The sequence below is a fragment of the Bradyrhizobium sp. i1.15.2 genome, assembly GCF_040548425.1.
Taxonomy (GTDB): domain Bacteria; phylum Pseudomonadota; class Alphaproteobacteria; order Rhizobiales; family Xanthobacteraceae; genus Bradyrhizobium; species Bradyrhizobium canariense.
The window spans coordinates 114943-141733 of the sequence record NZ_JBEPRQ010000001.1 but is presented as its reverse complement, the minus strand read 5'-3'; the positions used below and the strand labels follow the sequence as shown (position 1 = coordinate 141733).

The following is a 26791-nucleotide window of genomic DNA, read 5'->3' as shown; positions in this document are numbered from 1 at the left end:
GTTCGGCTTGTCAGTGCAGCTTCGGCGCCTTCAAGAGCTTGAAGCGATCGGTCGAGGTTACCGTGACGTCGAAGGTGACGCCTTCATGATGTACCGTCAGCGGCACGTCGACGCCGGCAGCGCCGAGGCTCCACAGCTTCTTGTAGAAGCCGGTCTGGCTCGTGACCTTCTCGCCGTCGACCGCGAGGATGACGTCGCCGGTCTTGAGCTCGGCAAGGGCCGCCGGACCGTTGGCGGAGATCCCGATCACCACCACGCGGTTGTCGATCTCGGTCGAAAAGAGTCCGAGCCACGGCCGTGCCGGCTTGTTGATGCGGCCGAACTTGCGCAGATCGTCCAGGATCGGTTTCAACAGGTCGATCGGCACGATCATGTTGACGTGCTCGGCCTTGCCGTCGCGCTCGCGTTCGAGCTGGAGCGAGCCGATGCCGATCAACTCGCCGCGCTCGTTGAGGAGCGCCGTGCCGCCCCAGTTCGGATGCGCGGGATGGGTGAAGATGGCCTCGTCCAGCAGATATTCCCAGTAGCCCGCGAATTCCTGCTTGGCCACGATCTGGCTCGCGACCGAACGCGTGCGTCCGCCGGCGCCGCCGACCACGACGCGGTCGCCGAGCCGGGTCTCGGCCGAGATGCCGAGCGGCAAGGGGTCGACCTCGAGCTGGCCGAGCGCCTGCACCAGGCCAAAGCCGGTGACGGCATCGAAGCCGAGCACATGTCCCTCCACCACGCGCCCGTCTCCGACATGCAGCCACACCGACTCTGCTTCGGTGATGAGGTAACCGATGGTGAGCACCAGCCCGTGGTCGATCACGACGCCGTTGCCGGCGCGCTCGGTCCCCAGCGTCTCGGCACTGAAGGCGTCCGGCGGGATGATGGCATGCAGGCCGACGACGGAGGCGAGCGCGCGGTCGAGATCGAAATCATAATCGCTCGCCCGCGGCTGATTGGCCGGCGGCACTCTCCATTCGGTCAGAGCGGGCATGGAGTTCTCCTGGCTGAGAGCATCGCTCCGCCGTGGCTAGCGGAACGACACGCGAAGCACCGATAATTTAGGCCGGAGGAGGCCGTCTTGAAAGCCTCGTTCCCAACTATTCCAGAGAACGCCGTATGAAATCTTTGAAAGGCACAGGACCGGTTCATGCACGGGTCGGTCGGGCGGCTCTCCGGCATTGACCGCATGGCTGCTGTCCGGCGAGGTGCTAGGCGCCGTACATTGAAGCTGCTAACCATTGCCGCTTCGTTTGACCCAGGGATCACGGACCGAAGCATGGACAACCGCAGCGACATCTGGCGTGGCATCGACACGATCAAGGCACGTTTCATCGACCTCAGCGACAAGGTCTGGGGCATGCCCGAGGTCTGCTACACCGAGGCGCGGTCCGCCGCAGAACATCTCGCCGAGTTGCGTCATCAGGGTTTTCGCATCACCGAGCAGCTCGCGGGCATTCCGACCGCGGTGATGGGCGAATGGGGCGAGGGCGGACCGGTCATTGCCTTCATGGGGGAATATGACGCGCTGCCGGGCCTGAGCCAGGAGGCGGGCGTCGCGGAGCATCGTCCGGTCGAGACCGGCGGCCACGGTCATGGCTGCGGCCACAATCTGCTCGGTTCCGCAGCTCTCCTCGCCGCGACCGCGGTGAAGGACTGGCTCGCCGAGAACAAGGTGCCGGGCCGCGTGCGCTATTACGGCTGCCCCGCCGAGGAAGGCGGCGCGGCAAAAGCGTTCATGGTACGCTCCGGTGCATTTGAAGACGCCGACATCGCCATCACCTGGCATCCGCACAGCTTCTGGGAAGTCGCGGTGACGCCGTCACTCGCCAACACCCGCGCCGATTTCATCTTCACCGGCCGCACCTCGCATGCGGCAGCCTCGCCGCATCTCGGCCGCTCCGCGCTCGACGCTGTGGAGCTGATGAATGTCGGCGTGAACTATATGCGCGAGCACATGCCGAGCGACGCGCGCGTGCACTACGCGCTGCTCGACACCGGCGGCATCGCCCCGAACGTGGTGCAGGCGCATGCACGCGTGCGCTATTCGATCCGTGCCCGTGATCTGCCCGGCATGAACGAGCTGGTTGGACGCGTGAGCAAGATCGCGGAGGGCGCGGCGCTGATGACCGAGACCAAGGTCGAGATGAAGATCATCTCCGCGGTCTCCAACATCCTGCCGAACACGCCGCTGGAGCAGGCGCTGCACCGGGTCATGGAAGAACTCGGACCGCCGCATTTCGACGACGCGGACAAGGGCTTTGCCACGGAGATCCGCGCGACGCTGAGCGACAAGGACATCGAGTCGGTCTATTACGCGATCGGCATGGAGCCGACCGACCGGCCGCTGGCTGACTTCCTGGTGCCACTCGATGCCAAGCGCAATCCGCTGGTCGGCTCGACCGACGTCGGCGACGTGAGCTGGGTCGTGCCGACCGTGCAGGTCCACGCACCCACGGTTGCAATCGGCACGCCCTTCCACACCTGGCAGGTGGTCGCGCAGGGCAAGAGCGCGCATGCGCACAAGGCCATGGTGCAGGCCGCTAAGGCGATGGCCGGCATCGGCATCAAGGCGCTGACGGACCCGGAACTGATCAAGGCTGCCAAGGCTGACCTCGAGAAGCGGACGGCCAAGACGCCTTACGTCTGCCCGCTGCCAGACCACGTCGCGCCGCCGCTCGACATGTCCGTGGCGTAGAATTTCGCCTCGATACTTCGTCTGATGCGGCGACCAAATTTTCTGCAGTGCAGCGCGGAATTCAGCGTGTTTTGATGCTGGATTGCCGAACGGATGGGCTGCGGAATATGGTTTTGCCCAACAGACAGTCAGAAGACCGTTTGCATACACACGGTCGCAGTTGACGCGCACCCCATTCGGTGTGCCATCTACCGCCAGCCAATCCCGGTGGTCGCCTCGCGCGACCGCCTGCATCCATACGGGAACCAGACGGGGACAACCATGCTGGATAAAGAACTGCGTTCGATGATCGGTGACGTGAAGGACGGGCGGATGGATCGCCGCGGCTTCATTCAGCGCCTGGCTGCCGTGGGTCTCACCGCGCCTTTGGCCAACCAGATCCTCGCGCTTGGTGGCGTCGCCATGGCTGAGGGCGCCTCGACCTACAAGCCGACCAAGCGCGGCGGCGGTGGTGCGCTCAAGCTGCTGTGGTGGCAGGGGCCCACCCTGCTCAATCCGCATTTTGCCACCGGCACCAAGGACCAGGACGGCGCGCGCCTGTTCTACGAGCCGCTCGCCTGTTGGGATCCCGACGGCAACATGAAGCTGGTTCTGGCCGCCGAAATTCCCTCGATCCAGAACGGCGGCCTCGCCGCTGACGGCAAGTCGGTGACCTGGAAGCTCAAACCCGGCGTCAAATGGCATGACGGCACGCCGTTCACAGCCGACGACGTCGTCTTCAACTGGGAATATGCCAAGGATCCGGCGACCTCTGCACTGACCATCGCGACGCTCCGCGACATCACGGTCGAGAAGGTGGACGACCTCACGGTCCGCATCCTGTTCAACAAGCCGACGCCGTTCTGGGCCGACGCTTTTGTCGGGGCTCCCAATACCATCATCCCAAAACATCTGTTCAAAGACTATATGGGGTCCAAGTCGCGGGAGGCGCCGACCAACCTCTCGCCGGTCGGCACCGGCCCCTACAAGTTCGTCGAGTTCAAGCCGGGCGATCTTGTCCGCGGCGTGATCAATCCCGATTATCACATGGCGAACCGGCCCTATTTCGATTCGATCGAGATGAAGGGCGGCGGCGATGCCGTCTCTGCCGCGCGCGCGGTGATCCAGACCGGCGAGTATGATTTCGGCTGGAACATTCAGGTTGAGGACGACGTGCTGCTGCGCCTGGAGAAGGGCGGCAAGGGAAAGACCGTCTACGCCGTCGGCGGCGACACCGAATTCATCGCGCTGAACTTCACCGACCCCAACACCGAGGTCGATGGCGAACGCTCCTCGATGAAGACCAAGCACCCGCTGTTTTCTGATCCAGCGGTGCGCAAGGCGCTCTCGCTGCTGATCGATCGCGAGTCGGTCAAGAAGGCGATCTACGGCCGCGCCGGTCGCACCACCGCCAACTTCCTCAATGGGCCCGAAAAATTCGTGTCCAAGAACACCTCGTGGGAGTTCAGCGTCGAGAAGGCCTCGAAGATCCTCGACGATGCCGGCTGGAAGCCGGGCGCCGACGGCATCCGCGAAAAGGACGGCAAGAAGCTCAAGCTCGTCTATCAGACCTCGATCAACGGGCCGCGCCAGAAGACGCAGGCGATCGTCAAGCAGGCCTGCCAGAAGGCGGGCATCGACGTCGAGCTGAAATCGGTCGTCGCCTCCGTGTTCTTCTCCTCCGACGTCGGCAATCCCGATACCTATTCCAAGTTCTACGCCGACATGGAGATGTTCCAGATCCCGCTGAGTCAGCCCGATCCGTCGCAGCACATGCGTCGCTACCTTTCGAACCTCGTTGCCACCAAGGAGAACAAGTGGCAGGGCACCAACTTTCCGCGCTGGGTCAACAAGGAGTACGACGCGACCATCCAGGCCGCCGACGGCGAGATGGATCCGGTCAAGCGCGCGGCGCTCTACATCAAGGCCAATGATCTCATGTACCAGGACATCGTTTTCATCCCGGTGCAGCACCGCCTGAAGGTCGAGGCGGCCGCCAACAATCTGCGCCCGGTGGTTTCGGGCTGGGCCAACGAGACCGACAATTTGTTCGACTGGTACCGCGAAGAATGATCACGCACGCCTAGAGCGGTCCTTCTTCATGAGCCAGTATGTCCTGCGTCGCCTCCTGATCGCGATTCCGAGCCTGCTCGGAATTTCGCTCGTGCTGTTCGTCGTGCTCGCACTAGCCCCGGGCGATCCCTTCTCGGAGCTGGCGACCAATCCGAACGTGCCGCCCGAAGTCGCTCTCGCGCTTCGGGCGAAGTTCGGCCTCGACGATCCGATCTACCTTCGTTACCTGCACTGGCTCAACGCCATGCTGCACGGCGACTGGGGTTTCTCCTTCGTCAGCCGGATGAACGTCGACACGCTCATTCTCCAGCGACTGCCAACGACGCTCTATGTGATCGGCTCGGCGCAGATCCTGGCGCTCCTGATCGCGATCCCGGTCGGGGTCTATGCCGCAACGAAACCTTATTCGCTGTTCGACCAGGTCGCCAACACGCTCGCCTTTGTCGGCTTCTCGCTGCCGACCTTCTTCACCGGCATCCTGTTCATCCTGATCTTCTCGGTCACGCTGGACTGGCTGCCTTTCGTCTACACGACCGACATCAAGGGCACGGGTATTCACTGGGTGCTGGAGATGATCCGTCAGGCGATCATGCCGGTGGCGGTGCTCGGCCTGTTCCAGGCTGCCTCGATGACGCGTTTCGTGCGCTCGGCGATGCTGGACGTGATCCGGCTGGACTACGTCACCACCGCGCGCGCCAAGGGCATCGGCCAGCGGCGGGTGATCATCAAGCACGTGATGCGCAACGCGATGATCCCGGTCGTCACGCTGATTGCGTTGCAAATCCCGGCGGTGTTCGGCGGCGCCATCGTCACCGAGCAGATTTTCCGCATTCCCGGCATCGGCTCGCTGCTGATCTCCTCCATCCTTTCCAACGACACGCCGGTGGTGATGGCCGTCACCTTCGTCTTTGCGTGCCTGGTCGTGCTGTTCAACCTCATCGCGGACGTTCTTTATGGCTGGCTTGACCCTCGCATCTCCCTCCGCTGAGCGGCGCGTCTACTCGCCCTGGCGCGAGACGTGGCGGCGCTATAGCCGCCACAAGCTTGCCGTCGTCAGCGCGTTCCTGCTCCTCGTTCTGATCCTGGCGGTGGTGGTCGGCCCCTTTATCTGGCGGGTCAAGATCGACGACATCGACATCGTGGCGGGCATGCAGGGGCCGTCGCTGGCCCATCCCTTCGGCACCGACGATCTCGGGCAGGACATCCTCGCCCGCATGATCTATGGCGGGCGCATCTCGCTTGCGGTCGGCCTCGCGGCGATGCTGGTCTCGGTATTTGTCGGGGTGCTGATCGGCGCGCTCGCCGGCATGTCGCGCGGTGCGCTCGGTCATGGGCTGATGTGGCTCACCGATCTCTTTTTGTCGCTGCCGCAATTGCCCCTGCTGCTGCTGCTGATCTATCTCTTCCGCGATGGGCTGAAGGCTGCTTTCGGCCCCGAGGGCGGCATTTTCATCCTGATCGTGCTCGTGATCGGTGGCTTGCGCTGGATGCCGGTCGCGCGCCTCGTCCGCGCCCAGTTCCTGTCGATCCGGGAGAAGGAATTCGTCGAAGCCGCGCGCGCGCTCGGGGCAAGCCCGGTGCGGCAGGTGGTGCGCCATATCCTGCCCAATGCGCTGGGTCCGGTGATCATCGCCGGAACCATCGACGTGGCCGCAGCCATCATCGCGGAATCGACACTGTCCTTCCTCGGCCTCGGCTTCCCTCCGGATACGCCGACCTGGGGCCGGCTGCTTTATGACGCGAAAGACTTTCTCGACATCGGCCCGCACTGGGCGCTGTTTCCGGGCGGCGCGATCTTCATCGCGGTGGTCGCCATCAACTTCATCGGCGACGGCCTGCGTGACGCGCTCGATGCGCGGCGGGTGATCTGATGGCGCCGTTGCTCGAGATCAAGGGACTGAAAACCCACTTCTCCACCGACGACGGCATCCTCCAGGCCGTCGACGGTGTCGATATCTCCATTAACCGCGGCGAGACGCTCTGCGTCGTCGGCGAATCCGGCTGCGGCAAGACCGTCACCGCGATGTCGATCCTGAAGCTGATCGCGATGCCGCCGGGTCGCATCGCGGCAGGCGAGATCATTTTCGAAGGCCGCGATCTCGTGCCGCTGACGAGCAGTCAGCTCGACGAGATCCGCGCCAAGGAGATCGGCTTCATCTTCCAGGAGCCGATGACCTCGCTCAATCCGGTGCTCACCATCGGCGAGCAGATCGCCGAAAGCCTGCGCCGCCATGAGAACGTCACCAGGAAACAGGCGCTCGAGCGCACCATCGAGATGCTCAAGCTGGTGCAGATACCCAATGCCGAAGGCCGCGTGCACAACTATCCCCATCAGTTCTCCGGCGGCATGCGCCAGCGCGTGATGATCGCGATGGCGCTTGCCTGCAAGCCGAAGCTGATCATCGCCGACGAGCCCACCACGGCCCTCGACGTCACCATTCAGGCGCAGATCCTCGATCTGCTCCAGGACATGAAGGAACGTTTCGGCATGGCGGTGATGCTGATCACCCATGCCATGGGTGTCGTCGCCGAGACCGCGCAACGCGTCGTCGTGATGTATGCCGGCAAGGTCGTGGAGGAGGCGTCTGTCGACGAGCTCTTCGGTAATCCCGGCCATCCCTATACCCAGGGACTGATCCGCTCGATCCCGCGCATCGATCTCGACAGCGAGCACAAGGTGCGGCTGGAGGCGATCGGCGGCTCGGTGCCGATCCTGATCAATCCGCCGGTCGGCTGCCGCTTCGCTCCACGCTGCCGCCACGCCATGAGCGTCTGCACCGAGAGGGAGCCGCTGCTGCGCGAGATCGCGCCAGGCCACCGCATGGCCTGCCATTTGGGAGATACGCAGTTGGGAGGCACAGCATGACCGAGCCCTTGCTCCGCGTCAGCGGCCTGAAGAAATATTTCCCCGTGCACGGCGGCCTGCTGTCGCGTCAGGTCGGCAGCGTTTATGCCGTCGATGGGGTCTCGTTCTCGGTCAACCGCGGCGAGACGCTCGGCCTCGTCGGCGAATCCGGCTGCGGCAAGTCGACGACCGGACGCTGCGTGCTGCGCCTGATCGAGCCGACCGACGGCGAGGTCGTTTTCGACGGTCAGGATGTCCGCCAGCTCGGCGGCAACGATTTGCGCGCGATGCGGCGGAACATGCAGCTTGTGTTCCAGGATCCGTTCGCCTCTCTCAATCCGCGCATGACGGTCGGCGCCATCCTCGGCGAAGCCCTCGTCATCCATAAGCTCGGCTCATCGGCCAAGGAGCGTGAGGATCGCGTCGCGAGCCTGCTGGTGAAGGTCGGGCTCAAGGCCGAGCACATGCGCCGCTATCCGCATGAATTCTCCGGCGGTCAGCGCCAACGCATCGTGATCGCGCGTGCGCTCGCAGTCGAGCCGAAACTGATCGTCTGCGACGAACCGGTGTCTGCGCTCGACGTCTCGATCCAGGCGCAGGTCATCAACTTGCTGGAAGATCTCCAGGCCGAGCTGAACCTCACCTATCTCTTCGTCGCGCACGATTTGTCGGTGGTCGAGCACATCTCCGACCGCGTCGCGGTGATGTATCTTGGCCGTATCGTCGAGCTCGCCAAGGCCAGCGACCTCTACCGCAATCCGCAGCATCCCTACACGAGGGCGCTGTTATCAGCGGTGCCGGTGCCCGATCCCAAGCTCAAGCGCGAGCGCATCCGCCTCAAGGGCGACGTTCCGAGCCCGATGAAGCCGCCGTCGGGCTGCCACTTTCACACCCGCTGTCCCATCGCCCAGCCGCGTTGCGCAGAAAGCGCACCGGAGCTGAAGGAAGGAGCGGGCGGGCACTTCGTGGCGTGCCATCTCGCCTGACGCCTGACGCCGAGAAATGCGGAGCACGCATTCATGCGTGAAGCAGGCCGTGCCCCGAAAGGGCCTGCCTGAAAGCCTCAACCGAGGTGTGGTGATGCGCGAACAGGCCCGCCTCTCGCGCGCCGGCGACATTGGGCATGAGATCGTCGACGAACAGGACGCTCTCCGGTTTGACGTCGAGCTCCGACAGACAAAGGCGGAAGCAGCGCGGGTCCGGCTTCGCCGTCTTGAACCGGGCCGAGGCATAGATTCGGGAGCCGAACAGCGGCGGCAATTCCGGCAGCAGCGCAGCGATATGGTCGGCGACCAGCGTGGTGTTGTTGGTCAGGACGGCAATGTCGATGGTTTGCCGCAAGCTGCCGGCAATCTCCAGCATCGCACGATCGGCTTGCATCGAACGGCGTCGCGCCTCGATCCACTCGTCCAGTGACAGCGGATAGCCGATGCGGTCGCCGAAGCCCCGCAAATAGTCCGCGGCGTCGAGAGTGCCGGAATCGCCGAGCAGCTCGAAGCCGCTGTCCCAGATCGCCTTGTGGACGGATTCGCTCGTGGTCCCCGCAAGCTTCGCCAGCCATGCGACACGCTTTGCCCTGTCGTAGTCGCAGAGGACATTGTCCATGTCGAAGAGGACGAGTTTGATTTTACCAGTCACAGCAGCACTCTCGGATTGGCCGACCATCCGGCCGTGATCCAAGCCATACCGCGCTGGAGCGCGGGCGACAAATCCGGGGCAACGGTCGATCCGTCACGCGCTCCTGGCGGGCCAGGGAACGACCTGTCCCGACATCACCAGCCGGTCACGGCCGTTGTCCTTGGCGGCGTACAGCGCGCGGTCGGCGGCGGCGACCAGCGTGCTGCAGTCCGTCGTGGTTTGGGATGGAAGGCTCGTCGCGCCGCCAATGCTTGCAGTCACCAGGCGGGAGGGGGGACTTTGCGCATGCAGCATGGCGAGATCTTGCAGGGCCTTGCGAATCCCATCGCCGACCTCGGCGCAGCCCTCGGGACCGGTGTTCGGCAACAGCACGGCGAATTCTTCGCCACCATAGCGCGCCGCGAGATCGGCCGGGCGCTTGGTGTGCGCTGATAGGATCCGGGCCAGCGCGCGCAGGCATCCGTCACCCGCCAGATGGCCATATTGGTCGTTGAATTTCTTGAAATGATCGACATCGATCAACAGGAGCGAGAGCTGCGAGCCGTCGCGCCGGGCCCGCGCCCATTCATCAGCGAGGCGCTCGTCGAATGCGCGTCGATTGGCGAGCCCGGTGAGGCCGTCAGTCGTCGCAAGCGAGGCGAGCTTGTCCTGAAGGTCCTTCTGCTCGGTCATGTCGCGCACCACCGCGACGACGCCGTCGATCTCGCCGCTGTCCGATGCCAGGGTCACGTGCAACGCCGCCTCCGCCCAGATCTCGCCCTTGTCGCGATGACGCTGGCGATAGACGAACCGCGCCTCCTCGGCCTCGCCATTTTTAAGCGCGGCGATGGCCTGCTCGACCCGCTCGATGTCGTCGGCGTGAATGCCGGCCAGGGCCGAGGTGGCCAGCAGTTCGTCAGAGGACCAGCCCGTGATGCGTACGCAGGAGGGGGAAACGTAGAGCAGCCGGTTGTCGAGCCCGATCCGGGTCACCATGTCGCTGGATTGCTCGGCCAACAGGCGGAAGTTTGCTTCGTTGACGACGAGGGCCTGGGCCATGCGCTGCCGCTGCACGAGTTGACGGACCAGGTAGAAGCCAATCACCGCGATCAGCAGCACGAGGCCTAGGACGAAGGTGCTGCGCGCAGCCGCGGCTTGCCGCCAGGGCGCCAGCACGTCGTCCCGCGACTTGCTCGCCAACACCATCAGGGGATAGCGGCTGCTGCGTTGGTAATAGCTCAGCCGCTGGACGCCATCGAGCGGCGACTTGAAGTAGTAGACTGCTGCGGCGGGACGGCTTTCCCATCCCTTGAATAAGGGCGCATTGGACAGGTCGCGTCCGACAAAGGCGCCGCTCTCGTCGCGGCTGCGCGCCAGCATGATGCCGCTATCGTTGAGCAGCGATGCCGAGCCGTTCGTACCGATGTCAAACCGCTCGTAGAACGTAACGAAATAGCTGACATCGATCGTGAGCAGGGCAACGCCGGCGAAGCCGCCGTCCGCATCGTTGATCCGGCGGGACGCGGTGACGACCCATTGGCCCCCGGCTCGACTCTTCACGGGCGATCCGATCAACGTGCCCATCTCGGGCGAGTCACGATGACGCTGGAAATATTCGCGGTCGCTGTTGTTGAGCTTGGAGAAATCGAGGTGCTCGGTCGTAGCCAGCCACTGCCCGGTCGCGTCATAAACGAAGATGCCGCGGATGCGGTCCGATGATTTCCGTGTCGGCAGATAGGCCTGAAGCTTGGTGATCGTGTCCGGACCCGTCCCGTCGAGTTCGAGCCGATGGACCAGGCCTACGAGGATCGTATCAACGAGTTCGAACGTGTCGTCCGCATGCTGGATCAGCGAATGCGCCAGATTGGCGACATCGATCTCGGCGTTCCTGAGTTCGGCGTTGCGGGTTTCCCATTCGCGCCAGCCGCTCAAGCCGAGGATGGCGAAGCAGGTCAGGATGACGAAACCCGCCGCCCAGAGCGGAAGGCGCGTCTTTCCGAGTTCTCGGCCCGTGGTCATCAGGCTTGCTCCATTTCGGCGCAAACCTCTCACTTTGGCCTTAACGGGCTGTTGCAACATCCGCGCGGATTGTGCGCTTCCGGTCGGAACAGTCCTCGACAACTGACGGGCTATTGTCGAGCTAACCAGGCTGGCCTCAGGTGTCGGCTTCGCCCGGGCTTTCTGCCTCACTCATCCAGCGTGAAGCCGACGCGCAGTGTCACCTGGTAGTGGCGCACGGCACCGTTCTCGATATGGCCGCGCGTTTGCACCACCTCGAACCATTTCATCTCGCGAACGGTCTTGGCGGCACGGCTGACCGCGTTCTTGATCGCATCCTCGATCGAGGTCTCGGACGATCCGACCAGTTCCAGGATCTTGTAGACGTGATCCGTCTCGCTTGTGGCCATGACTATTCTCCCCTCGTGCTGTGGCGGGACCGGATATGTCTGTCGCGGACAACTGGCGCCCGCGCGACATCCGGCCTCAACTCTGAACGGATGCCGGCGCTCCGAGTTCCGTCCCCGGCAGGAGGCTGCCGCTCGCCTTCCGCGCGCTGCCTAGGCGTCCCATTTTGTAAGTGCACGAAAATCTGGATCGCGTGTGCAAGCGGCGCTCCCGAATTGGCGCGCGGTCGCGGGCCTGCTCTTGCCCGTCCCGACATGAGCGAGCTAACCTCAGCCTTTCCTCTGGCATCTTCGAAGTGCGGTGATGATGGAGCGTTTGACGAGGGGCGCTCTGGCTGCGATCGGTCTCTGTATTGTGCCTGCGCCGGGCATCGCGCAGGACGATCTCGATGCTGCCCCGGTGAGCATGTCGCTGCAGGTCACGACTGATCCGCTCCACCATCGAGTGCCGCCGGCTGGAGACGGTCAATCCGGCCTCGCTGGTCTTCTTGCCGCTGCGCCGGACCTTCAACGAGGATTTTGACGAGCATCCGCTGGCGAACGGACGCTGGGTGTCGCACTACGCCGGTGGTGCGGCCTGGCCGGAGGCGCGCTACTGGGGCGGCGACGGCTCCGACTTCAAGCGCAAGACCAGCGCCAATGGCGAGCAACAGATCTATGTCGATCCGCGCTACGCCGGGCGCGCCTTGGCGCCGCTTGGGCTCGATCCGTTCAAGGTCAAGGACGGCGTGCTGTCGATCGTCGCCAGCCGTACCCCGCCGGGGTTGAAGCCGGTGCTGTTCAACAACGAGTACATCTCCGGGATCCTCACGACCCAGGGCACGTTCGCGCAGAAGCACGGCTATTTCGAGATTCGCGCCAAGGTGCCGGTCGGGCACGCGGTGTGGCCGGCGTTCTGGATGCTGGCGGATGACGGCGGCTGGCCGCCCGAGGTCGACGTGCTGGAAGGCCGCGGCGAAAAGCCGGGTGATCTCGTGATGACGACGCATTGGCGGATTCCCTCGACCCAGAAGATCCAGTCCTGCGGCTTCGACTTCGCGGTCGGCGACGCTTCGAGCGCATTCCACACTTACGGTGTGCTGTGGGAGGAGGATCGCCTGGTCTATTTCATCGACCGCAGGCCGGTGTCCGACATCAAGGTGCCGATCGGATTCGACGATCCCATGTACATGATCGTCAATCTCGCGATCGGATCGAAATTCTTTCTCGGGGTCGGACCTGTCGACGCGGAGTCGCCGCCTACCGTCGCATTCGAGATCGACCGGATTTCCGTCTACCAGATCGATTTGGAGCAGGCCCGGAGATAGCAATGCCAGCTGGTTTCTCGCGGCGCGATCTTGCAAAGCTCGCGGGCCTTGCGGCGGTTGGCGCAGCGGCTACGCGCGGGCTCCACGCCGGCTTCGTTGGTGTCGTAAGGCCAGACGTCAACTTTACGGATCCAGCTCCGTATCCCAATAGAGATAGTCCAGCCAGCTGTCGTGCAGATAGTTCGGTGGGAACAGGCGGCCGTTGCGGTGGAGCTGGTGCACCGTCGGCGCGAACGCGTGCTGGCGTGGAAACATCTTGGCCTGCACCGGCGTCAGATTACCTTTGCGCAGATTGCAGGGCGAGCACGCCGCAACCACGTTCTCCCAGGTGGTCTGGCCGCCTTTGCTGCGCGGGATGATGTGGTCGAAGGTGAGGTCTTCGGGCGAGCCGCAATATTGGCAGGCGAAACGATCGCGCAGGAAGACGTTAAATCGGGTGAAGGCAGGGTGCGTGGTCGGCTTGACGAACGATTTGAGCGAGACGACGCTCGGCAGCTGCATTTGCAGCGTGGGACTATGGACCGCCTGATCGTAATGCGCGACGATGTTGACGCGGTCGAGGAATACCGCCTTGATCGCGTCCTGCCACGACCACAAAGACAGTGGGTAGTAACTCAGCGGCCGGAAGTCCGCATTCAGCACCAACACCGGCCAATGGCCTTGCGAGACATGTGCGTTCAAGTAACGCTCCTGGCCTCCAATGTACGCTGCGAAGCAGCACGTACTGACATACTACATGCAGCGTGACGGGATTGTGAAGCCCGTTGAGCGACTTATTCCGGCACAAGCAATGCGGCCGGGGGTGGCAAACCGCGCAAAACGCCGTGATTTCCAGGTCCGAGGCTATGGAGGCCGCGTCATCCTGACAGCGCGACGTGGATGTGCCGAGGCAGCTACTCCCGCACCCGCTCCAGCTTCTGCAAACATCGCGTCGCCCGCACCGCGGCCGGCATCTCCTCATCCGGAAAGCTGGTCTTCCAGTCGGTGACGCCGACCTCGCCGACATAGATGTCACCCCTGGAATCCAGCGCGATGCCGTGCGGTGCCAGGAACTTGCCGCTCGCAATGCCCGGGCCTGCCTCGCCGCCAAGCCGCGCGATGCGGTTGCCTTTGGCGTCCACGATCGACAACCGCGGGCCGAGATTGGGCACCTTGCGGTTGACCGCCAGGCCAGGGCCGAGTTCCCCGATGACGAAGGTCGGGCTCTTAGCCCCACCGCAACAGCACAGCGCACAGGGGCGGTGCAGATTGTTCCACTGCGTCTCGTACCTGCCGTTGCCGTCGAACACCTGCACGCGGTGGTTCTCGCGGTCGGCGACATAGACAAAGCCGTCGGCGTCGGTGGCGATGTTGTGCACGATGTTGAACTGGCCGGGATCGGTGCCGGGCTCGCCCCAGCTTGTCATCAGTTCGCCATCGGGCGTGAACTTGTGCACGCGCGCATTGCCATAGCCGTCGGAGACGTAGATTTCGCCCTTCGGCGACAGTGCAGTGTGGGTACAGCGGTGGAACGGATCGCCGCTCATGAACGGCGACGGTTTTTCGGGGATGCCGATCGTCAGCAGCACCTTGCCGTCGGTGGTGCACTTGCGCACGGTGTGGTCGCCGTCATCGGTGCAATAGAGATTGTCGTCGGCATCGATATGCAGGCCATGGGCGCGCGAGAACAGGCCTTCGCCCCAACTGCGCAAGAAATTGCCGTCGCGGTCCAGCACCACCATCGGATGGGCCCCGCGGTTGAAGACGTAGACGCGGTCCTTGCTGTCGACTGCGACCGAGGCGACGTCGGTGAGCTGCCATCCGTCCGGCAGCTTTGCGAAGTTCTCAACGACGCGGTAGCGGTGCTCGCCGGTGCCGAGAATGGCTGGCATGGGTGTTCTCCTCTTATTCGTATCGGCGATGCGCGATCGTCTCCACACTGTCATTGCGAGCGCAGCGAAGCAATCCAGACTGTCTCTGCGGAAAGATTCTGGATTGCTTCGCTGCGCTCGCAATGACGAGGCTTAAGCCGTGCCCGCCTCACGCCCCAAAATCCCTTCCTCGATCGCCTTGATCTGCAGCGCGAGATATTTCGAGTTGATCCGGCATTGTGCGAGGCTGCCGGCGATGAACCAGAGGCCGGGTTGCCTGGTGCGCGCATACATGTTGCGCAGCTCGAGGCCGTCGCCAAAACCCCAGATCGGGCCGACTCGCTCGGCGACGCGGCCGCCGAACAGTTTCCGCACCAGATATTCCTGCGTCTTGTAACCGGTCGAGAGCACGATCAATTCGGCCGAAAGGCTTGCGCCGTCCTTCATCCGGACGCCCTCGGTGACGAAGCCCTCGATGTCGGAAAACTGCCTGAGCTTGATCGCACCCTCGACGATGAGGTTGGAGCAGCCGACATTGAAATAATAGCCGCCGCCACGGGTGAGATATTTGAACTGCCAACCGGTGCCGGCCTCGCCGAAATCGAGTTTGAAGCCGACGCGCCGCAATCCGTCGAGCAGCTCCTTGTCGAGCTCCTTCGACTGCTCCGTCAGCATCACATGGGTCTTCTTCGCCAGCGGCGTCGGCATCGAGGTGGCGATCAGATCATTGTCCTCGAGCGTGCCCTCATTGTAGGTCGCATAAGCGAGTTGGGCCGACGGCTCGATATTGGTGACGAGCGTAGGTGAACGCTGCACCAGCGTCACGTCGGCGCCACTGGAGTGAAGATCCTGCGCGATATCGTGACCGCTATTGCCGGTGCCGATGACGATGGCGCGTTTGCCCGTCCAGCTCTCGCCGTCCTCGTAGCGGCTCGAATGCAGCAGCGTGCCCTTGAAGTTTTCGAGGGTCGGAATAACAGGCACATTGGCGATGCCGCTGACGCCGGTTGCCATCACCACATGGCGGGGGTGCATGATACGCTCACTGCCGGCGGTGTGCCGCAGTGTGACCGTCCAGTGGCCTTTCGCATCGTCGTAGGCGCCGCCCTCGAATTCGGTGCCGGTCCAGAAGTTCAGCTCCATCGCGTCGACGTAAGCTTCGAACCAGTTGGCGAGCTTGTCCTTGGGGATATAGGTCGGCCAGCTCGGCGGAAACGGCATGTAGGGCAAATGATTGACCTGCACCTGGTTGTGCAGGGTCAGCGCGTGATAGCGCTTGCGCCAATTGTCCCCGATCCGTGCCTCGCGATCGACGATCAGTGTGTCGATCTTCAACTGCTTCAGCCGCGCCGCAATTGCGAGCCCGGCCTGGCCGCCGCCGACCACCAGCACGGTGGGATCGCGATCGGTGTAGTCGCGCGAGGCGCTGCGCAGGTCGAGCCAGTTCGGTCCACGGAAGTCGCGTGAATAGGCCTGGCCGCGCGGCCGCGAGGTGCCGAGCTGCTCCTCGAAGCCCTTAAGCTCGTCGAGCGCGGTGAGGAGCGTCCACGCTTTCAGGCGGTCGCCGTCGTTGGCGTCGGGCACAAGCCTGACGATGCCGCTGCCGCGCCCCAGTGCGGTTTCGAAATTGAAGATCGCTTCGATATTGTTGGTCCCGGCACGCGTCACCCAGCGCGGTGGCGGGCGGTTCGGCGCGATCTTGAAGCTGCCCGGCGCGACCTTTGCGGCGAGCGTTGTCAGCTCCCGCTCGATCGAGCCGCCGCCGGCGATCGTTTGCAGGTTCCAGCTGAATGCCAGCGCGTCGCGCCAATAGCAGTCGGCGAGGAACAGACGATCCAGCCCAGCGCCATCGGGTGCGCCAAGCGTGCGCTCAAATTCATCGAGCCAGGCTTGCGCGGATGCGGCAATATCCTTCGTCCTGTCCAGCATGCGCGACCTCGTGCCGTCTTCGCGGCGTTTCCTCTAGGGTCGAAAGCTATACTGTTTCGCAGACGGCCAATAGCCGATTACCCGAGCAGTGAGAACATGTGCCCCTGCTTCAGCGGAATGCACCCGTTGAGAGAGACCTGCGGCACCCTCGTGGTTTCAAGGAGGGGCACGCGAAAAAGGCTCCACCTTGGTGGAGCCTCCCTCGCGCTCTTGGGATTCACAGCCGCTCGCGTAGCGGCGAGCGAACATCCCTACCTACCCCGCATCCCAGTGCCGTACAGCTCGCGCTCACGGCCGATATCGTCAGGAGACAGCGGTGGGCTTGCGGCATCGAAGCCATTCCAGCCGGACTTCTGCCAGGCGGTGCTCCGTTCCTGCAGGTTCACGGCCTTCTCGTGCAGAAGGGCATCGAGACGCGTGCGGTCCTGGTCGGGTACCCGGGCCGATACCAGCGTTCCGCCACGACGGACGCCTTCCGCGTAGCGCGACGCATCATCCTTGGAGACGCCGGCTTCGGTCAGCGCGCCAACGATGCCGCCCGTCGCGGCGCCGGCCGCGGCACCAACTGCGGTCGAAGCCAGCCATCCGGCGGCAACTACCGGTCCGAGCCCCGGAATGGCCAGCAAGCCGAGTCCTGCAAGCAGGCCCGCCGCGCTGCCGATTCCAGCGCCGATGCCGGCACCCGTGCCGGCGCCTTCGGCGCGATCGTCGACGCCGTCGCGATCGCGGTCGACCTTGGCGGTGGAGGAGCCGTACCAATTATCGGAATTGTTCGCGACGATGCTGATGTCGGAGTGCGGCACGCCCGCGGCCTCCAGACGCCTGACCGCACGTTCCGCATCCGGATAGGTGTCATAGAGTCGAGAAATGGTGGTGGTCATGTTTGATCCTCCTTACTTGGCGGGGTTCACGTTGCCCTGGAAGTCGACGCTCACGTCCGCCTTGGTCCCGGCCTTGTCGGCCTTGCCGCGCCAGACGCCATTGTCGTCCTTTTGCAGGCCGGAAACATTGGAATAGCCCGCGCCCTCGATCTTCGACTTCGCCTGTCCCTCGGTGAAGCTGTTGCGGCCTGCAACCGGTGCGTTGGAGTTGTTGTGATCAGAGCTGTTGACGGCGTTGTTGCCCGGGCCGCTTTGTGCCTTTTGCGACTGTGCGCTTACGGGCATTGATCCGAGCAGCAGGACAGCTGCAGCGAGCGAAACTAGACGTGACATAGTTTATCCTCCGGCAGTGATTGTGCCGGTCGACAACAGACGAGATTCGAATTGGTTGCTCTGCCATTTGCGACGGAAGCGCGGGTCTTCAAACTGGTCGATATTGAAGAGGCCCAGGAACGATTGCCACTCGTTCCCGTTTATACGGTCGCGCTCTCTCGGACGCGTCGCCTGCTTTCACGCCGCCCAATAGGGCTCCCGCAGTTTGCGCTTGAAAATCTTTCCCGTTGCCTCGCGCGGCAGAGCGTCGCGGAATTCGACGTCCTTTGGCACCTTGAAATTGGCAAGCCGCTCGCGCAGGAACGATCGGACAGCGTCGGCCGAGAGCTCGGCATCGGATTCAGGCTCGACAAAGGCGCACAGCCGTTCGCCGAATTCCGCGTCCGGGATGCCGAACACGGCACAGTCGCGCACGCCGGGCATTCCGATCAGCACGTTCTCGATCTCCGCGGGATAGATGTTGACGCCGCCGGAGATCACCATGTCGCGCTTGCGGTCGCACAGGAACAGATAGCCGTCCGCGTCGAGGTAACCGACGTCGCCGACGCTGACGAGGCCGTCACGACCGGCCTCGGCCCTTGCCTGCGACCTGCCGTGATAGTCGAAATCGGGCACTGCCGTCTGGCGCATGTAGATTTCGCCGACTTCGTTGGCACCGCACTGGCTGCCGTCATCGCGGAAGATCCTGACGATGCCGCCTTCGATGGCGCGGCCGACCGTGCCGGGCTTCTTCAGGGCTTCCTCGGCCGAGTGCCACACCGGGATCCCGGTCTCCGTCGAGCCGAAATATTCGTTGATGACCGGTCCCCACCAGTCGATCATAGCGCGCTTGACGTCTGGCGGGCAGGGCGCGGCGCCGTGCACGACGAAACGCAGGGACGACAGGTCGTAACGTTGCCTGACCGCTTCGGGCAACCGCAGCAGCCGGACGAACATGGTCGGTACCATGTGAATGTGCGTGACGCGGTGGCGCTCGATCAGCGCCAGCAGCTCCTCGGGATCGAACCGCGCCTGGAGGATGATGGTGCAACCGCTGCGGAACGCCAGCATGCCGTAGGAATGCGGCGCCGAGTGATACATCGGCCCGTTGATCAGCACGATTTGGTCTTCCCGCGGCTTGATGCCGTAGGCGATCCCGCCCACACGTTCCGAGGCGGCCGCCTGTTCGGGCTGTATCGGCATGCGCCGCACGCCCTTCGGCATGCCCGTTGTCCCCGATGTGTAGATCATTGCTGCCGCGCGCCGCGGCGGCTCCTGCGCTTGCGGATGGTCGTCGCGCCAGCGGTCCCAATCGGTCAGTCCCACCGGGATCTCGGTCAGCTCCCGAGGGATCGAGAAGGTCGCTGCGGGTTCGGGCGGGGTCGCGACGACCAGGAGAAGGACATCGGCAGGTATGCCTTCACGGATCTGCGGCAGCAAATCGGCATGGCAGACCAGGATCTTCGCCCCGCTGTCGGCCAGAATGTAACGGACCTCCTCGGCTTTCAGATGCCAGTTGATCGGCACCACCGGACTGCCCAGCGCGGCGGAGGCCGCAACCACCTCGAAGAGGGCGAAATCGTTGCGTAGCATCATCGCGACCGGCGCGGCCTCGGCGAGCCCCAGGGCGCGGAAGCCGCTCATCGCCCGCTTGATCCGGGCCCGGATGTCGTCATAGCTGATCTGGCGTTCGCCGCTGATGATCATGGCGTCTCCTCATTCCGCTCGTCTAGCGATCATCCAGCACGTCGCCGAAGCTGACCCAGCTCTTGCCATTGAAGCGCCGGAGCTGAAGCTGCTGGAACGGCAGATAGTCGTCGGGGCCGGTCGCAACAGCCATTCCCGGCAGCAGCAGCGGCAACGTCACGTCCTTCAACGAGGCCGCCTGGCGCATGATGTTGTCGCGGCTGATATCATCCTTGCACGCCTTCAGCACCGTCATCAGCAGCGTGGCATAGTGATAGCCCGCGGCGTAGTTGGAGTTGGAGAGGTCCGCGGTCGGCATGTAGCGCTTCATGAAGGCGAAGTATTCCTTCACGCCGGGATCGTCGGCCCATTGCGGATCCATCGTGTCCTTCTGGTTGCTCGACGAGATCAGACCAACGGCGTTGTCGAGGCCCGCCGGCTCCAGAAACGAGATCGACGACGCCGAGGTCGGCACGAAGAACAGCTCCGGCTTCCAGCCGATCTCGGCCACGCCCTTGACCATCTGCGAGGTGAACTTGCCGAGCACGACGCCGAACAGCACGTTGGCGCCTGACGCCTTCAGCGTCGAGAGCTGCGAACTGATCGTCGGCGCGCTGGTCTCGTAGCTCGCCTCCGCGATGATCATGCTTGCGGCCTTGGGCCCGAGCGCTCGCTTGAACCCCGCCACATAATCGCGGCCGAAATCATCGTTCTGCGACAGGATCGCGATCTTGGCGTCGGGCTTGGCCTGCAAAATATATTTGGCGTAGACCACGCCCTCGGATTCGTAGGCCGCCATGCCCGGCATCGTCCACGGGTTCTTCTGTGGATCGGCCCATTTGGTGGCGCCGGAGAGCACGAATAGCTGCGGCACCTTCTTGGCGTTGAGATAGCGCTGCACGGCGCTATTGGTGGCGGTGCCGAGCGAGCCGAACATCATCAGCACCTCCTCTTGCTCCACCAGCTTGCGGGTCTGCTCGACGGTCTTCGGCGGCGAATATGCGTCGTCCAGCGTGATGAACTTGACCTTGCGGCCGTTGATGCCACCTTCGGCATTGACCTTCTCGAAGAACGCTTCCTGCGTCCGTCCGATCGCGCCGAAGCCAGAGGCCGGACCGCTGTAGGGCAGGGTCTGCCCGATGCGGATCTCGTCGCTGCCTTCGGCGTGGGCGCTGCCGCCAGCGAGCGTCAGCAGCGACATGCCGATCAGTGCGGCTGCGAGCTTCATGGTGTCCTCCCGTTTTATTGTCGGTCCGAGACGTCAGGCGCTGACGCGCATCAGAAAATCCTGTCGGGCCTGGTCGAATTCCTGTTTCATCCGGTCGACGAGCTCGGCGACCGGCGGCGCGTCGGCGATCTGGCCGATACCCTGGCCGGAGCCCCAGATGTCGCGCCACGCCTTGGACTTCATGTTGCCGCCGGAGCCGAAGTTCATCTTCGTCTTGTCGGCGGCAGGCAGATTGTCCGGATCGAGCCCGGCCGCAGCGATCGAAGGGCCGAGATAGTTGCCGTGCACGCCGGTGAAGAGGTTGGTGTAGACGATGTCGTGCGCAGCGTGCTGGGTCAGGGCGGATTTGTAGGCTTCGTCAGCGTTGGCTTCCTTCGTCGCGATGAAGCGCGTGCCCATATAGGCGAGGTCGGCGCCCAGTGTCAGCGCGGAAGCGATTGCGAATCCGTCGCTGATTGCGCCCGACAGCAGGATCCCGCCGTCGAACCATTGCTTGACCTCACGTACCAGCGCGAAAGGCGAGAGCGTTCCTGCATGTCCTCCAGCGCCTGCGCAGACCAGAATCAGGCCGTCGACGCCTTGCTCGGCGGCCTTGCGCGCGTGCTTGACGTTGACGACGTCGTGGAAAACGAGGCCGCCGTAGGAATGCGCGGCCTCGACGAGTTCGGCGGGCGGCCGTAGCGAGGTGATGATGATGGGCGCCCTGTGCTTCACACAGGTCTCCATGTCCTTCATCAGCCGGTCGTTCGAGGCGTGGCAGATCTGGTTGACGGCGTAGGGCGCGACCTTCTTGCCGGGATTGCGCGACTTGTATTCGCCGAGTTCGTCCTCGATGCGGTTCAGCCACTCGTCGAGCTTTTCCACCGGACGGGCATTGAGCGCCGGAAACGAGCCGACGACACCGGCCTTGCACTGGGCGATCACCAGCTCGGGACCGGAGACGAGGAAGAGCGGCGAGCCGACCACGGGCAGCTCGAGCGACTCCTTCAAGAGAGCGGGCAGCGCCATGATGTCCTCCCGGAAACGCAGCCCGCCGGCAGGCGGATGACGAGGCGTTTCCCTGTTGGTCGTCGCGGGCGAGTTGCCGCCCATGTTTCATTTGACGCCATTATAGGGGTTGGAGTGCGGCCTCCGATCGTTCAATATTGAACGGACGACTATTCAGATTTGAACAGAGGCCGCTTATGGACTGGGACCTTTGCAAGACCTTCGTCGCCGTCGCCGAAACCGGCAGCTTCACCGGCGCGGCACGCCGGCTGCACAGCAGCCATCCCACCGTCAGTCGCAAGATCGCGGCGCTGGAAGCCCAGCTCGGCACCAGGCTGGTGGCACGCGCCGCCGACGGCCTGGCGCTGACCGCGGATGGACGGACATTGCGCGAGCACGCCGAGGCGATGGCGGCGGCCGCGCTGCGGGCGGAGACGGCAGTCTCGGCCGGAGGGCATAAGGCGCGCGGGACCGTCAAGCTGTCGATCGGGGCGACGCTGGCGTCGCATTGGCTGATGCCGTGCCTGCCTGCTTTCCTGCGCGCGCATGATCACGTCCAGCTCGAGATCATCACCCATCCGTTTCCGGCGAGCGTGCGCCGGCGCGAGGCGGACGTGGTGCTGCGGCCCTTCGACAGCGGCGAGGAAAATCTGGTCGGCCGCAAGATCGGCCGTCTCGGCACCGGGTTCTACGCCTCGCGGGACTACGCCGGCGGGCGGTCCTTGCCGGAACGGCGCGGCGAGTGGAAGGGGCACAGCGTCATCGGTTTCGCCGACCAGACCTCCAACATCCAGCTTGCGCGCTGGAGCGACGTCGTCACGCGTCAGGCCAGGGTGGTGATGCGCTGCTCGTCGCAGGGCGACATGCTGGCGGCGGTCCACGCCGGACTCGGAATCTCCGCCCTGTCGTGCTTTGTCGCCGAAAGTTATCCCGATCTCGTGCGCGTCGCGCCGCAGAAGCTCGCCAGCGTGGCGGACCTGTGGCTGCTGGCCCATCCCGACCTCGTCGAGCTGCCGGCGGTGCGGGCCGTGGTCGACTTCGTCGCCGATTGCGCCCGGACCGATCGCGTTAGGCTGCGGGGCTAAGCTGATCCGGCGAGCACGCCTTCGCGTTTTTTCACCGCGCGATAATAGCTCCACCACAGATGCGCCGCCGCACCACGCAGGGGACGCCAGGGTTCGGCGAGCGGCGCCATCTGCTTCTCCGTCGGCCGCGCCTGCAAGCCGAGCCCGATGCGGATGCCTTCCTGGACGGCGAGATCGCCGGCCGGCCAGGCGTCGCCATGGCCGAGGCAGAACAGCAGATAGACGTCCGCAGTCCAGGGTCCGATGCCGGGCAGTGCGATCAGCGTGTGATGCGCGGCATCGGCGTCTTCTTCGGCGAGCACGTCGAGGTTCAGCCGCTGTGCGGTGATCTCGCGCGCGAGATGTTTCAGCGTCTTGATCTTGGCTGCGGACAGGCCGAGCCGCCCCAGCCGGTCGGTGCGGGCGCGGCGGACCGCGTCATGGTCGAATGGATCGAAAGCCGCCGACAGCCGCCCCCAGATCGCCGCGGCGCTGTCTGTGGAGAGCTGCTGCCCGCAGACGATATGGGCAAGCCCCGCAAAGCCCGGCTCGCGCCGCCGCAACGCCGGCATGCCGGCGATTGCGAGCACGGGCTTGAGGCGCGGATCGCGCTTGACCAGCGAGTGGACGGCTTCTTCGAGGTCGGACTGGGTCTCGAGGTGGATGGTCATCGCTTGCTCAACTTGTCATGCGCGGGCTTGACCCGCGCATCCATCTCCTATCGTAACAGAGTGTTGGAGATGGATGATCGGGTAAGTCCGGCCATGACGAGATTTGTGCATATGTCGCCACCCGTTTTCCGATTTGCCCCCAGTCCGAACGGCTACCTGCATCTCGGCCACGCCTATTCAGCGCTGTTGAATTCCGACCGCGCGCGAGAGACTGGCGGGCGGTTGCTGCTCCGCATTGAGGACATCGACGCGACGCGTTGCCGGCCGGAATATGAGACTGCGATCTACGAAGACCTCGCCTGGCTCGGCATTGCCTGGGAGACGCCGGTGCGGCGGCAGTCGGAGCATCTCGACGCGTATCGGACGGCGCTGGACAGGCTCTCGGCGCTCGGCCTGGTTTATCCCGCCTTCGAAAGCCGCGCCGAGATCGCAAGGCAGGTTGCGGCGCGTGAAGCGGATGGGCCGTGGCCGCGCGATCCCGATGGCGCGCCGCTCTATCCCGGCGCCGCCAGATCGCTGTTCGCCAACGAGCGTGACCGCCTCATCGACACCGGCGCGCCTTATGCGCTTCGGCTCGACATGGCGGCCGCCTGCCGCCGCGCCGCCGGCCTGAGCTGGAACGAACTGGGCGTGGGGCCCGATGGTGAGCGTGGCGTCGTCCCGGCGCGGCCAGAAGCCTGGGGGGACGTCATTCTGGCCCGCAAGGAGACGCCGACCAGCTACCATCTGTCCGTCGTTGTCGACGATGCGCTCCAGGACGTCAGCGAGATCGTGCGGGGCCAGGACCTGTTCCACGCCACTTCGGTCCACCGTCTGCTTCAGGTTCTGCTCCGCCTGCCCGAACCCGTCTACCGTCACCATGGGCTACTTCGTGACGAGGCCGGCCGGAAGCTGTCGAAATCAACCAGCTCGACCGGCCTACGTGAATTGCGCGCTGCCGGCGCCATGCCGGCCGGTATCCGCCAGCTGGTGGGATTAGGTTAAGTTTCTCTGGGGGTTAGCCAAACGCCGCCGTGACTCCGGGTGTTCCGCCGTGCCATGCTCACCTCACGGCCCGGGTTCGAAGGGGGATACTTCGAAGGGGAGTTATGGCGGCGAAAACGCGCGGAGCGCGCACTACGGGGACGTCCAAGCGAGTGGCTCGGAAGCGCTCCGGGCCGACCGCCCGGTTGCGCAAGCGCAGCATCAAGCGGGCCGAGCCGGACGTCGTCCAGGCCGCGCTTGCCGCCTTCGCCCATGAGGTCCGCACCCCCCTGACCGGCATTCTCGCGATCAGCGACTTGCTCGCGACTTCGGATCTCGGCGAACGGGAAAGACGCTGGGCCGACACGATCAAGGCCGGTGCCGAGCATCTGGCGAACCTTGCCACCCTGTTCGTCGATGCCGCCAGAACCGGCAAGGGGACCGGCAAAAGCGTCGGAGGTGGAAGCTCGCTGCGGCAGGATTTGTTCGACCTGCGGACCCTCGCCCGCAACGCCGGCGATTCGCTGGCCGGTCGCGCCGCGGCCAAGGGTCTCCAGGCCGAGGTCGATATCTCGGAGAAGCTGCCGGGGCTGGTAGTCGGGGATCCCGTCCGCCTGCGCGCCGCGCTCGAGAACCTGATCGACAATGCCGTGAAATTCACCGAGCACGGCGGCGTGGCGCTCACGGTCGCGCCTTGGCGTTCCGTCAAGAGCAAGACCAAGACCAAGACCAAGAGCCAAGGCAAAGCAAAGGGCAAAGGCAAGGTCGGCGTCGCCTTCGCCGTGTCCGACAGCGGCATCGGCCTCACCATGGCCGAGATCAAACGGTTGTTCCGGCCGTTTACCCAAGCCAATGTCACCATTGCCTCGCGCTTCGGCGGCGCCGGACTGGGCCTGTCGTCGGTGAAGCAACTGGCGCGCGCGATGGGCGGCGACATCACGGTCGCCCCTCGGCCCGGCGGCGGCGCCACCTTCACGTTGACGGTGTCGGTGTGTGCCACGGGATCGGGCAAGTCCCGCAAGTCGAAGGGCGAAGCCGAGATGGATGCGGTCCCGGCGCTGCGCTTGCTCAGCGTCGAGGACAATCCGTTCGGCCGCGTCGTGCTCAACACCATCCTGACCGAGCTCGGTCATCATGCCGAGTTCATCGGGCGCGGCGAGGACGCGGTGAACCGGCTCGCGCAGGGCGCCTTCGACGCGGTGCTGATGGATATGGTGCTGCCGGGCATTAATGGCGTCGAGGCGATCAGGCGGATCCGCACCATGGCGACGCCGCTGGCTCAGATCCCCATCATCGGGGTGTCAGGTCGCGGCGAAGACGAAGTCGCCTCACGCGAGGCCGGCGCCGACGCCTTTCTGGTCAAGCCTGTGTCTCCGCGGGCGCTAGCGACTGCGCTGCTTGCAGCGACACGCCGTGAGGAAGCCGCGACTTGATGATCGCGGCGTTGAGCTCGCCGCCGAAAACGAAGATCGCGGCGATGAAGTACAGGAACACCAGCGCGATAATCACCGAGGCGAGCCCCGCATACATCGTCACGTAATTGTTGGCGAAGCGCGCGAGGTACTGGCCGAACACGATGCCCGAGATCAGCGACGCCACGATGGTGAAGACGATGCCGGGCAGGATCTGGAGGAACCGGCGCCGTCCCGCCGGCAGCCAAGTATGCAGGATGATCAGCGCCACCACCAACGCGGCGACGGTGATGCCGTAGCGCAGCCAGGTGAGGATCCTCTCGTTGGATTCAACGAACAGCGGAATGTGCGCACGCGCGGCCTCGATGAGCAGCGGCCCGAGCACGATCAGGAATGCCATGGCGAGCGCGGTGAAGGCCGCAATCAGCGTGTAGGCGATCGATTCCAGCCGTAGCCAGTACCAGGGCCGCATCTCCACCACCGCATAGGCGCGGTTGAGCGCGACCCGTAGCGCCTCGACGCCGTTGGAGGCGAAGTAGACCGACAGCACCGCGCCGATGGTGAATAGGCCGGTGCGGGTCGTGGTCAGCACGTCGTGGACTTCCCCCGAGATCGAATCCGCGACCTGCTTAGGCCAGACCTGGAGCATCAGGCTTGCGGCCTGGTCCGCGAGTTCCTTGGAGCCGAAGAAGCCGGCGAGTGAGGTCAGCACGATCAGGAACGGGAACAGCGCCATCAGCGTCGACAGCGCGATGTGGCTCGCGATCGCCCAGCCATCGTCGGCCAGGAACGTGTAGAACGCGTCCATCACGACGACGTAGATGGTGCGGATTGCCTTCACGCGCCACCTGCACTGCTGTTGCCGCTTCCTCTTCCCGCGTGCGGGGAGCGCATTC

23 protein-coding genes and 1 pseudogene are annotated in these 26791 nt (G+C 64.3%); 10 read left to right on the top strand and 14 right to left on the bottom strand.

Annotated elements, in window-relative coordinates; genetic code table 11:
• Positions 1 to 10: 10 nt before the first annotated feature.
• On the bottom strand, positions 11 to 982 hold the full coding sequence (locus tag ABIB80_RS00690) for a S1C family serine protease (RefSeq protein WP_354126848.1): 972 nt from the start codon (positions 980 to 982) through the stop codon (positions 11 to 13).
• A 285-nt stretch (positions 983 to 1267) separates the two neighbouring features.
• Here ABIB80_RS00690 and ABIB80_RS00685 point away from each other — a divergent pair, with 285 nt between their 5' ends.
• The 6 genes from ABIB80_RS00685 to ABIB80_RS00660 all read left to right on the top strand — a co-directional run bounded on the left by ABIB80_RS00685 (position 1268) and on the right by ABIB80_RS00660 (position 8569).
• Positions 1268 to 2686 carry a M20 family metallopeptidase gene (locus ABIB80_RS00685; RefSeq protein ID WP_035993690.1) on the top strand — a complete coding sequence of 473 codons (1419 nt, stop codon included), beginning with the start codon at positions 1268 to 1270 and terminating at the stop codon, positions 2684 to 2686.
• A 261-nt stretch (positions 2687 to 2947) separates the two neighbouring features.
• Positions 2948 to 4738 carry a peptide ABC transporter substrate-binding protein gene (locus ABIB80_RS00680; RefSeq protein WP_007597396.1) on the top strand — a complete coding sequence of 597 codons (1791 nt, stop codon included), beginning with the start codon at positions 2948 to 2950 and terminating at the stop codon, positions 4736 to 4738.
• A gap of 28 nt (positions 4739 to 4766) precedes the next feature.
• Positions 4767 to 5726 carry an ABC transporter permease gene (locus ABIB80_RS00675; RefSeq protein ID WP_007597394.1) on the top strand — a complete coding sequence of 320 codons (960 nt, stop codon included), beginning with the start codon at positions 4767 to 4769 and terminating at the stop codon, positions 5724 to 5726.
• Positions 5692 to 6609, top strand: coding sequence for an ABC transporter permease (locus tag ABIB80_RS00670; RefSeq protein ID WP_007597392.1), 918 nt, complete (start codon positions 5692 to 5694; stop codon positions 6607 to 6609). The genes ABIB80_RS00675 and ABIB80_RS00670 overlap by 35 nt, the downstream gene beginning before the upstream one ends.
• Positions 6609 to 7604: an ABC transporter ATP-binding protein gene (locus ABIB80_RS00665; protein WP_007597391.1), complete on the top strand. Its 996-nt coding sequence runs from the start codon at positions 6609 to 6611 to the stop codon at positions 7602 to 7604. The genes ABIB80_RS00670 and ABIB80_RS00665 overlap by 1 nt, the downstream gene beginning before the upstream one ends.
• Entirely contained in the window at positions 7601 to 8569 is a 969-nt protein-coding gene (locus ABIB80_RS00660) for an ABC transporter ATP-binding protein (protein WP_007597389.1), read from the top strand. Before ABIB80_RS00665 ends, ABIB80_RS00660 begins: the two co-directional genes overlap by 4 nt.
• A 31-nt stretch (positions 8570 to 8600) precedes the next feature.
• Here ABIB80_RS00660 and ABIB80_RS00655 read toward each other — a convergent pair whose 3' ends face one another.
• The 3 genes from ABIB80_RS00655 to ABIB80_RS00645 form a co-directional block, all read right to left on the bottom strand.
• Complete coding sequence (locus ABIB80_RS00655; RefSeq protein WP_354126847.1) at positions 8601 to 9248, bottom strand: HAD family hydrolase; 648 nt, start codon at positions 9246 to 9248, stop codon at positions 8601 to 8603.
• Positions 9249 to 9314: 66 nt separating this feature from the next.
• A complete protein-coding gene (locus tag ABIB80_RS00650; protein ID WP_007597384.1) occupies positions 9315 to 11219 on the bottom strand; it encodes a sensor domain-containing diguanylate cyclase in 1905 nt (634 codons plus the stop codon).
• A gap of 167 nt (positions 11220 to 11386) precedes the next feature.
• Complete coding sequence (locus ABIB80_RS00645; RefSeq protein ID WP_018453224.1) at positions 11387 to 11608, bottom strand: dodecin; 222 nt, start codon at positions 11606 to 11608, stop codon at positions 11387 to 11389.
• Positions 11609 to 11909: 301 nt separating this feature from the next.
• Between ABIB80_RS00645 and ABIB80_RS00640 the strand changes: the two are divergent.
• A pseudogene (locus tag ABIB80_RS00640) lies at positions 11910 to 12912 on the top strand (glycoside hydrolase family 16 protein).
• 123 nt (positions 12913 to 13035) lie between these two features.
• Here ABIB80_RS00640 and ABIB80_RS00635 read toward each other — a convergent pair.
• The 8 genes from ABIB80_RS00635 to ABIB80_RS00600 form a co-directional block, all read right to left on the bottom strand.
• On the bottom strand, positions 13036 to 13593 hold the full coding sequence (locus tag ABIB80_RS00635) for an HNH endonuclease (RefSeq protein WP_007597381.1): 558 nt from the start codon (positions 13591 to 13593) through the stop codon (positions 13036 to 13038).
• Positions 13594 to 13805: 212 nt separating this feature from the next.
• Positions 13806 to 14783 carry a peptidyl-alpha-hydroxyglycine alpha-amidating lyase family protein gene (locus tag ABIB80_RS00630; protein ID WP_354126846.1) on the bottom strand — a complete coding sequence of 326 codons (978 nt, stop codon included), beginning with the start codon at positions 14781 to 14783 and terminating at the stop codon, positions 13806 to 13808.
• A 132-nt stretch (positions 14784 to 14915) separates the two neighbouring features.
• Positions 14916 to 16691: an NAD(P)/FAD-dependent oxidoreductase gene (locus ABIB80_RS00625; RefSeq protein ID WP_219680515.1), complete on the bottom strand. Its 1776-nt coding sequence runs from the start codon at positions 16689 to 16691 to the stop codon at positions 14916 to 14918.
• A gap of 251 nt (positions 16692 to 16942) precedes the next feature.
• Positions 16943 to 17572, bottom strand: coding sequence for a general stress protein (locus ABIB80_RS00620; RefSeq protein ID WP_007597374.1), 630 nt, complete (start codon positions 17570 to 17572; stop codon positions 16943 to 16945).
• A gap of 12 nt (positions 17573 to 17584) precedes the next feature.
• Complete coding sequence (locus tag ABIB80_RS00615; RefSeq protein ID WP_219680512.1) at positions 17585 to 17905, bottom strand: hypothetical protein; 321 nt, start codon at positions 17903 to 17905, stop codon at positions 17585 to 17587.
• 177 nt (positions 17906 to 18082) lie between these two features.
• Positions 18083 to 19591: an acyl-CoA synthetase gene (locus ABIB80_RS00610; protein WP_219680510.1), complete on the bottom strand. Its 1509-nt coding sequence runs from the start codon at positions 19589 to 19591 to the stop codon at positions 18083 to 18085.
• Between the two features lie 22 nt (positions 19592 to 19613).
• On the bottom strand, positions 19614 to 20798 hold the full coding sequence (locus tag ABIB80_RS00605) for an ABC transporter substrate-binding protein (RefSeq protein WP_007597363.1): 1185 nt from the start codon (positions 20796 to 20798) through the stop codon (positions 19614 to 19616).
• 33 nt (positions 20799 to 20831) lie between these two features.
• Positions 20832 to 21806, bottom strand: coding sequence for an NAD(P)H-dependent flavin oxidoreductase (locus tag ABIB80_RS00600; protein ID WP_354126845.1), 975 nt, complete (start codon positions 21804 to 21806; stop codon positions 20832 to 20834).
• Positions 21807 to 21982: 176 nt separating this feature from the next.
• Here ABIB80_RS00600 and ABIB80_RS00595 point away from each other — a divergent pair, with 176 nt between their 5' ends.
• Complete coding sequence (locus tag ABIB80_RS00595) at positions 21983 to 22870, top strand: LysR family transcriptional regulator (RefSeq protein WP_354126844.1); 888 nt, start codon at positions 21983 to 21985, stop codon at positions 22868 to 22870.
• Here ABIB80_RS00595 and ABIB80_RS00590 read toward each other — a convergent pair.
• Complete coding sequence (locus ABIB80_RS00590; protein ID WP_354126843.1) at positions 22867 to 23520, bottom strand: DNA-3-methyladenine glycosylase family protein; 654 nt, start codon at positions 23518 to 23520, stop codon at positions 22867 to 22869. The two genes, ABIB80_RS00595 and ABIB80_RS00590, sit on opposite strands and share 4 nt — an antisense overlap.
• Positions 23521 to 23631: 111 nt before the next feature.
• Here ABIB80_RS00590 and gluQRS point away from each other — a divergent pair, with 111 nt between their 5' ends.
• Both gluQRS and ABIB80_RS00580 read left to right on the top strand, forming a co-directional pair.
• Entirely contained in the window at positions 23632 to 24504 is an 873-nt protein-coding gene (gluQRS, locus tag ABIB80_RS00585; protein WP_354126842.1) for a tRNA glutamyl-Q(34) synthetase GluQRS, read from the top strand.
• Positions 24505 to 24608: 104 nt separating this feature from the next.
• Positions 24609 to 25916 carry an ATP-binding protein gene (locus ABIB80_RS00580; RefSeq protein WP_354126841.1) on the top strand — a complete coding sequence of 436 codons (1308 nt, stop codon included), beginning with the start codon at positions 24609 to 24611 and terminating at the stop codon, positions 25914 to 25916.
• Here ABIB80_RS00580 and ABIB80_RS00575 read toward each other — a convergent pair.
• The gene (locus ABIB80_RS00575; RefSeq protein ID WP_007615318.1) at positions 25843 to 26736 is read right to left on the bottom strand and encodes a YihY/virulence factor BrkB family protein; all 894 of its coding nucleotides are present in this window, start codon (positions 26734 to 26736) and stop codon (positions 25843 to 25845) included. The genes ABIB80_RS00580 and ABIB80_RS00575 overlap by 74 nt on opposite strands.
• Between the last annotated feature and the right edge of the window lie 55 nt (positions 26737 to 26791).

Excerpts from the sequence above, each read along its gene's own strand:
- ABIB80_RS00605 (WP_007597363.1), bottom strand. The coding sequence starts at position 20,798 with ATGAAGCTCGCAGCCGCACTGATCGGCATGTCGCTGCTGACGCTCGCT.
- ABIB80_RS00590 (WP_354126843.1), bottom strand. The coding sequence starts at position 23,520 with ATGACCATCCACCTCGAGACCCAGTCCGACCTCGAAGAAGCCGTCCAC.
- ABIB80_RS00615 (WP_219680512.1), bottom strand. The coding sequence starts at position 17,905 with ATGTCACGTCTAGTTTCGCTCGCTGCAGCTGTCCTGCTGCTCGGATCA.
- ABIB80_RS00580 (WP_354126841.1), top strand. The coding sequence starts at position 24,609 with ATGGCGGCGAAAACGCGCGGAGCGCGCACTACGGGGACGTCCAAGCGA.
- ABIB80_RS00685 (WP_035993690.1), top strand. The coding sequence starts at position 1,268 with ATGGACAACCGCAGCGACATCTGGCGTGGCATCGACACGATCAAGGCA.
- ABIB80_RS00655 (WP_354126847.1), bottom strand. The coding sequence starts at position 9,248 with ATGGTCGGCCAATCCGAGAGTGCTGCTGTGACTGGTAAAATCAAACTC.
- ABIB80_RS00630 (WP_354126846.1), bottom strand. The coding sequence starts at position 14,783 with ATGCCAGCCATTCTCGGCACCGGCGAGCACCGCTACCGCGTCGTTGAG.
- ABIB80_RS00660 (WP_007597389.1), top strand. The coding sequence starts at position 7,601 with ATGACCGAGCCCTTGCTCCGCGTCAGCGGCCTGAAGAAATATTTCCCC.
- ABIB80_RS00675 (WP_007597394.1), top strand. The coding sequence starts at position 4,767 with ATGAGCCAGTATGTCCTGCGTCGCCTCCTGATCGCGATTCCGAGCCTG.
- gluQRS (WP_354126842.1), top strand. The coding sequence starts at position 23,632 with ATGTCGCCACCCGTTTTCCGATTTGCCCCCAGTCCGAACGGCTACCTG.
- ABIB80_RS00610 (WP_219680510.1), bottom strand. The coding sequence starts at position 19,591 with ATGATCATCAGCGGCGAACGCCAGATCAGCTATGACGACATCCGGGCC.
- ABIB80_RS00690 (WP_354126848.1), bottom strand. The coding sequence starts at position 982 with ATGCCCGCTCTGACCGAATGGAGAGTGCCGCCGGCCAATCAGCCGCGG.
- ABIB80_RS00600 (WP_354126845.1), bottom strand. The coding sequence starts at position 21,806 with ATGGCGCTGCCCGCTCTCTTGAAGGAGTCGCTCGAGCTGCCCGTGGTC.
- ABIB80_RS00665 (WP_007597391.1), top strand. The coding sequence starts at position 6,609 with ATGGCGCCGTTGCTCGAGATCAAGGGACTGAAAACCCACTTCTCCACC.
- ABIB80_RS00650 (WP_007597384.1), bottom strand. The coding sequence starts at position 11,219 with ATGACCACGGGCCGAGAACTCGGAAAGACGCGCCTTCCGCTCTGGGCG.
- ABIB80_RS00670 (WP_007597392.1), top strand. The coding sequence starts at position 5,692 with ATGGCTGGCTTGACCCTCGCATCTCCCTCCGCTGAGCGGCGCGTCTAC.
- ABIB80_RS00680 (WP_007597396.1), top strand. The coding sequence starts at position 2,948 with ATGCTGGATAAAGAACTGCGTTCGATGATCGGTGACGTGAAGGACGGG.
- ABIB80_RS00625 (WP_219680515.1), bottom strand. The coding sequence starts at position 16,691 with ATGCTGGACAGGACGAAGGATATTGCCGCATCCGCGCAAGCCTGGCTC.
- ABIB80_RS00645 (WP_018453224.1), bottom strand. The coding sequence starts at position 11,608 with ATGGCCACAAGCGAGACGGATCACGTCTACAAGATCCTGGAACTGGTC.
- ABIB80_RS00595 (WP_354126844.1), top strand. The coding sequence starts at position 21,983 with ATGGACTGGGACCTTTGCAAGACCTTCGTCGCCGTCGCCGAAACCGGC.
- ABIB80_RS00620 (WP_007597374.1), bottom strand. The coding sequence starts at position 17,572 with ATGACCACCACCATTTCTCGACTCTATGACACCTATCCGGATGCGGAA.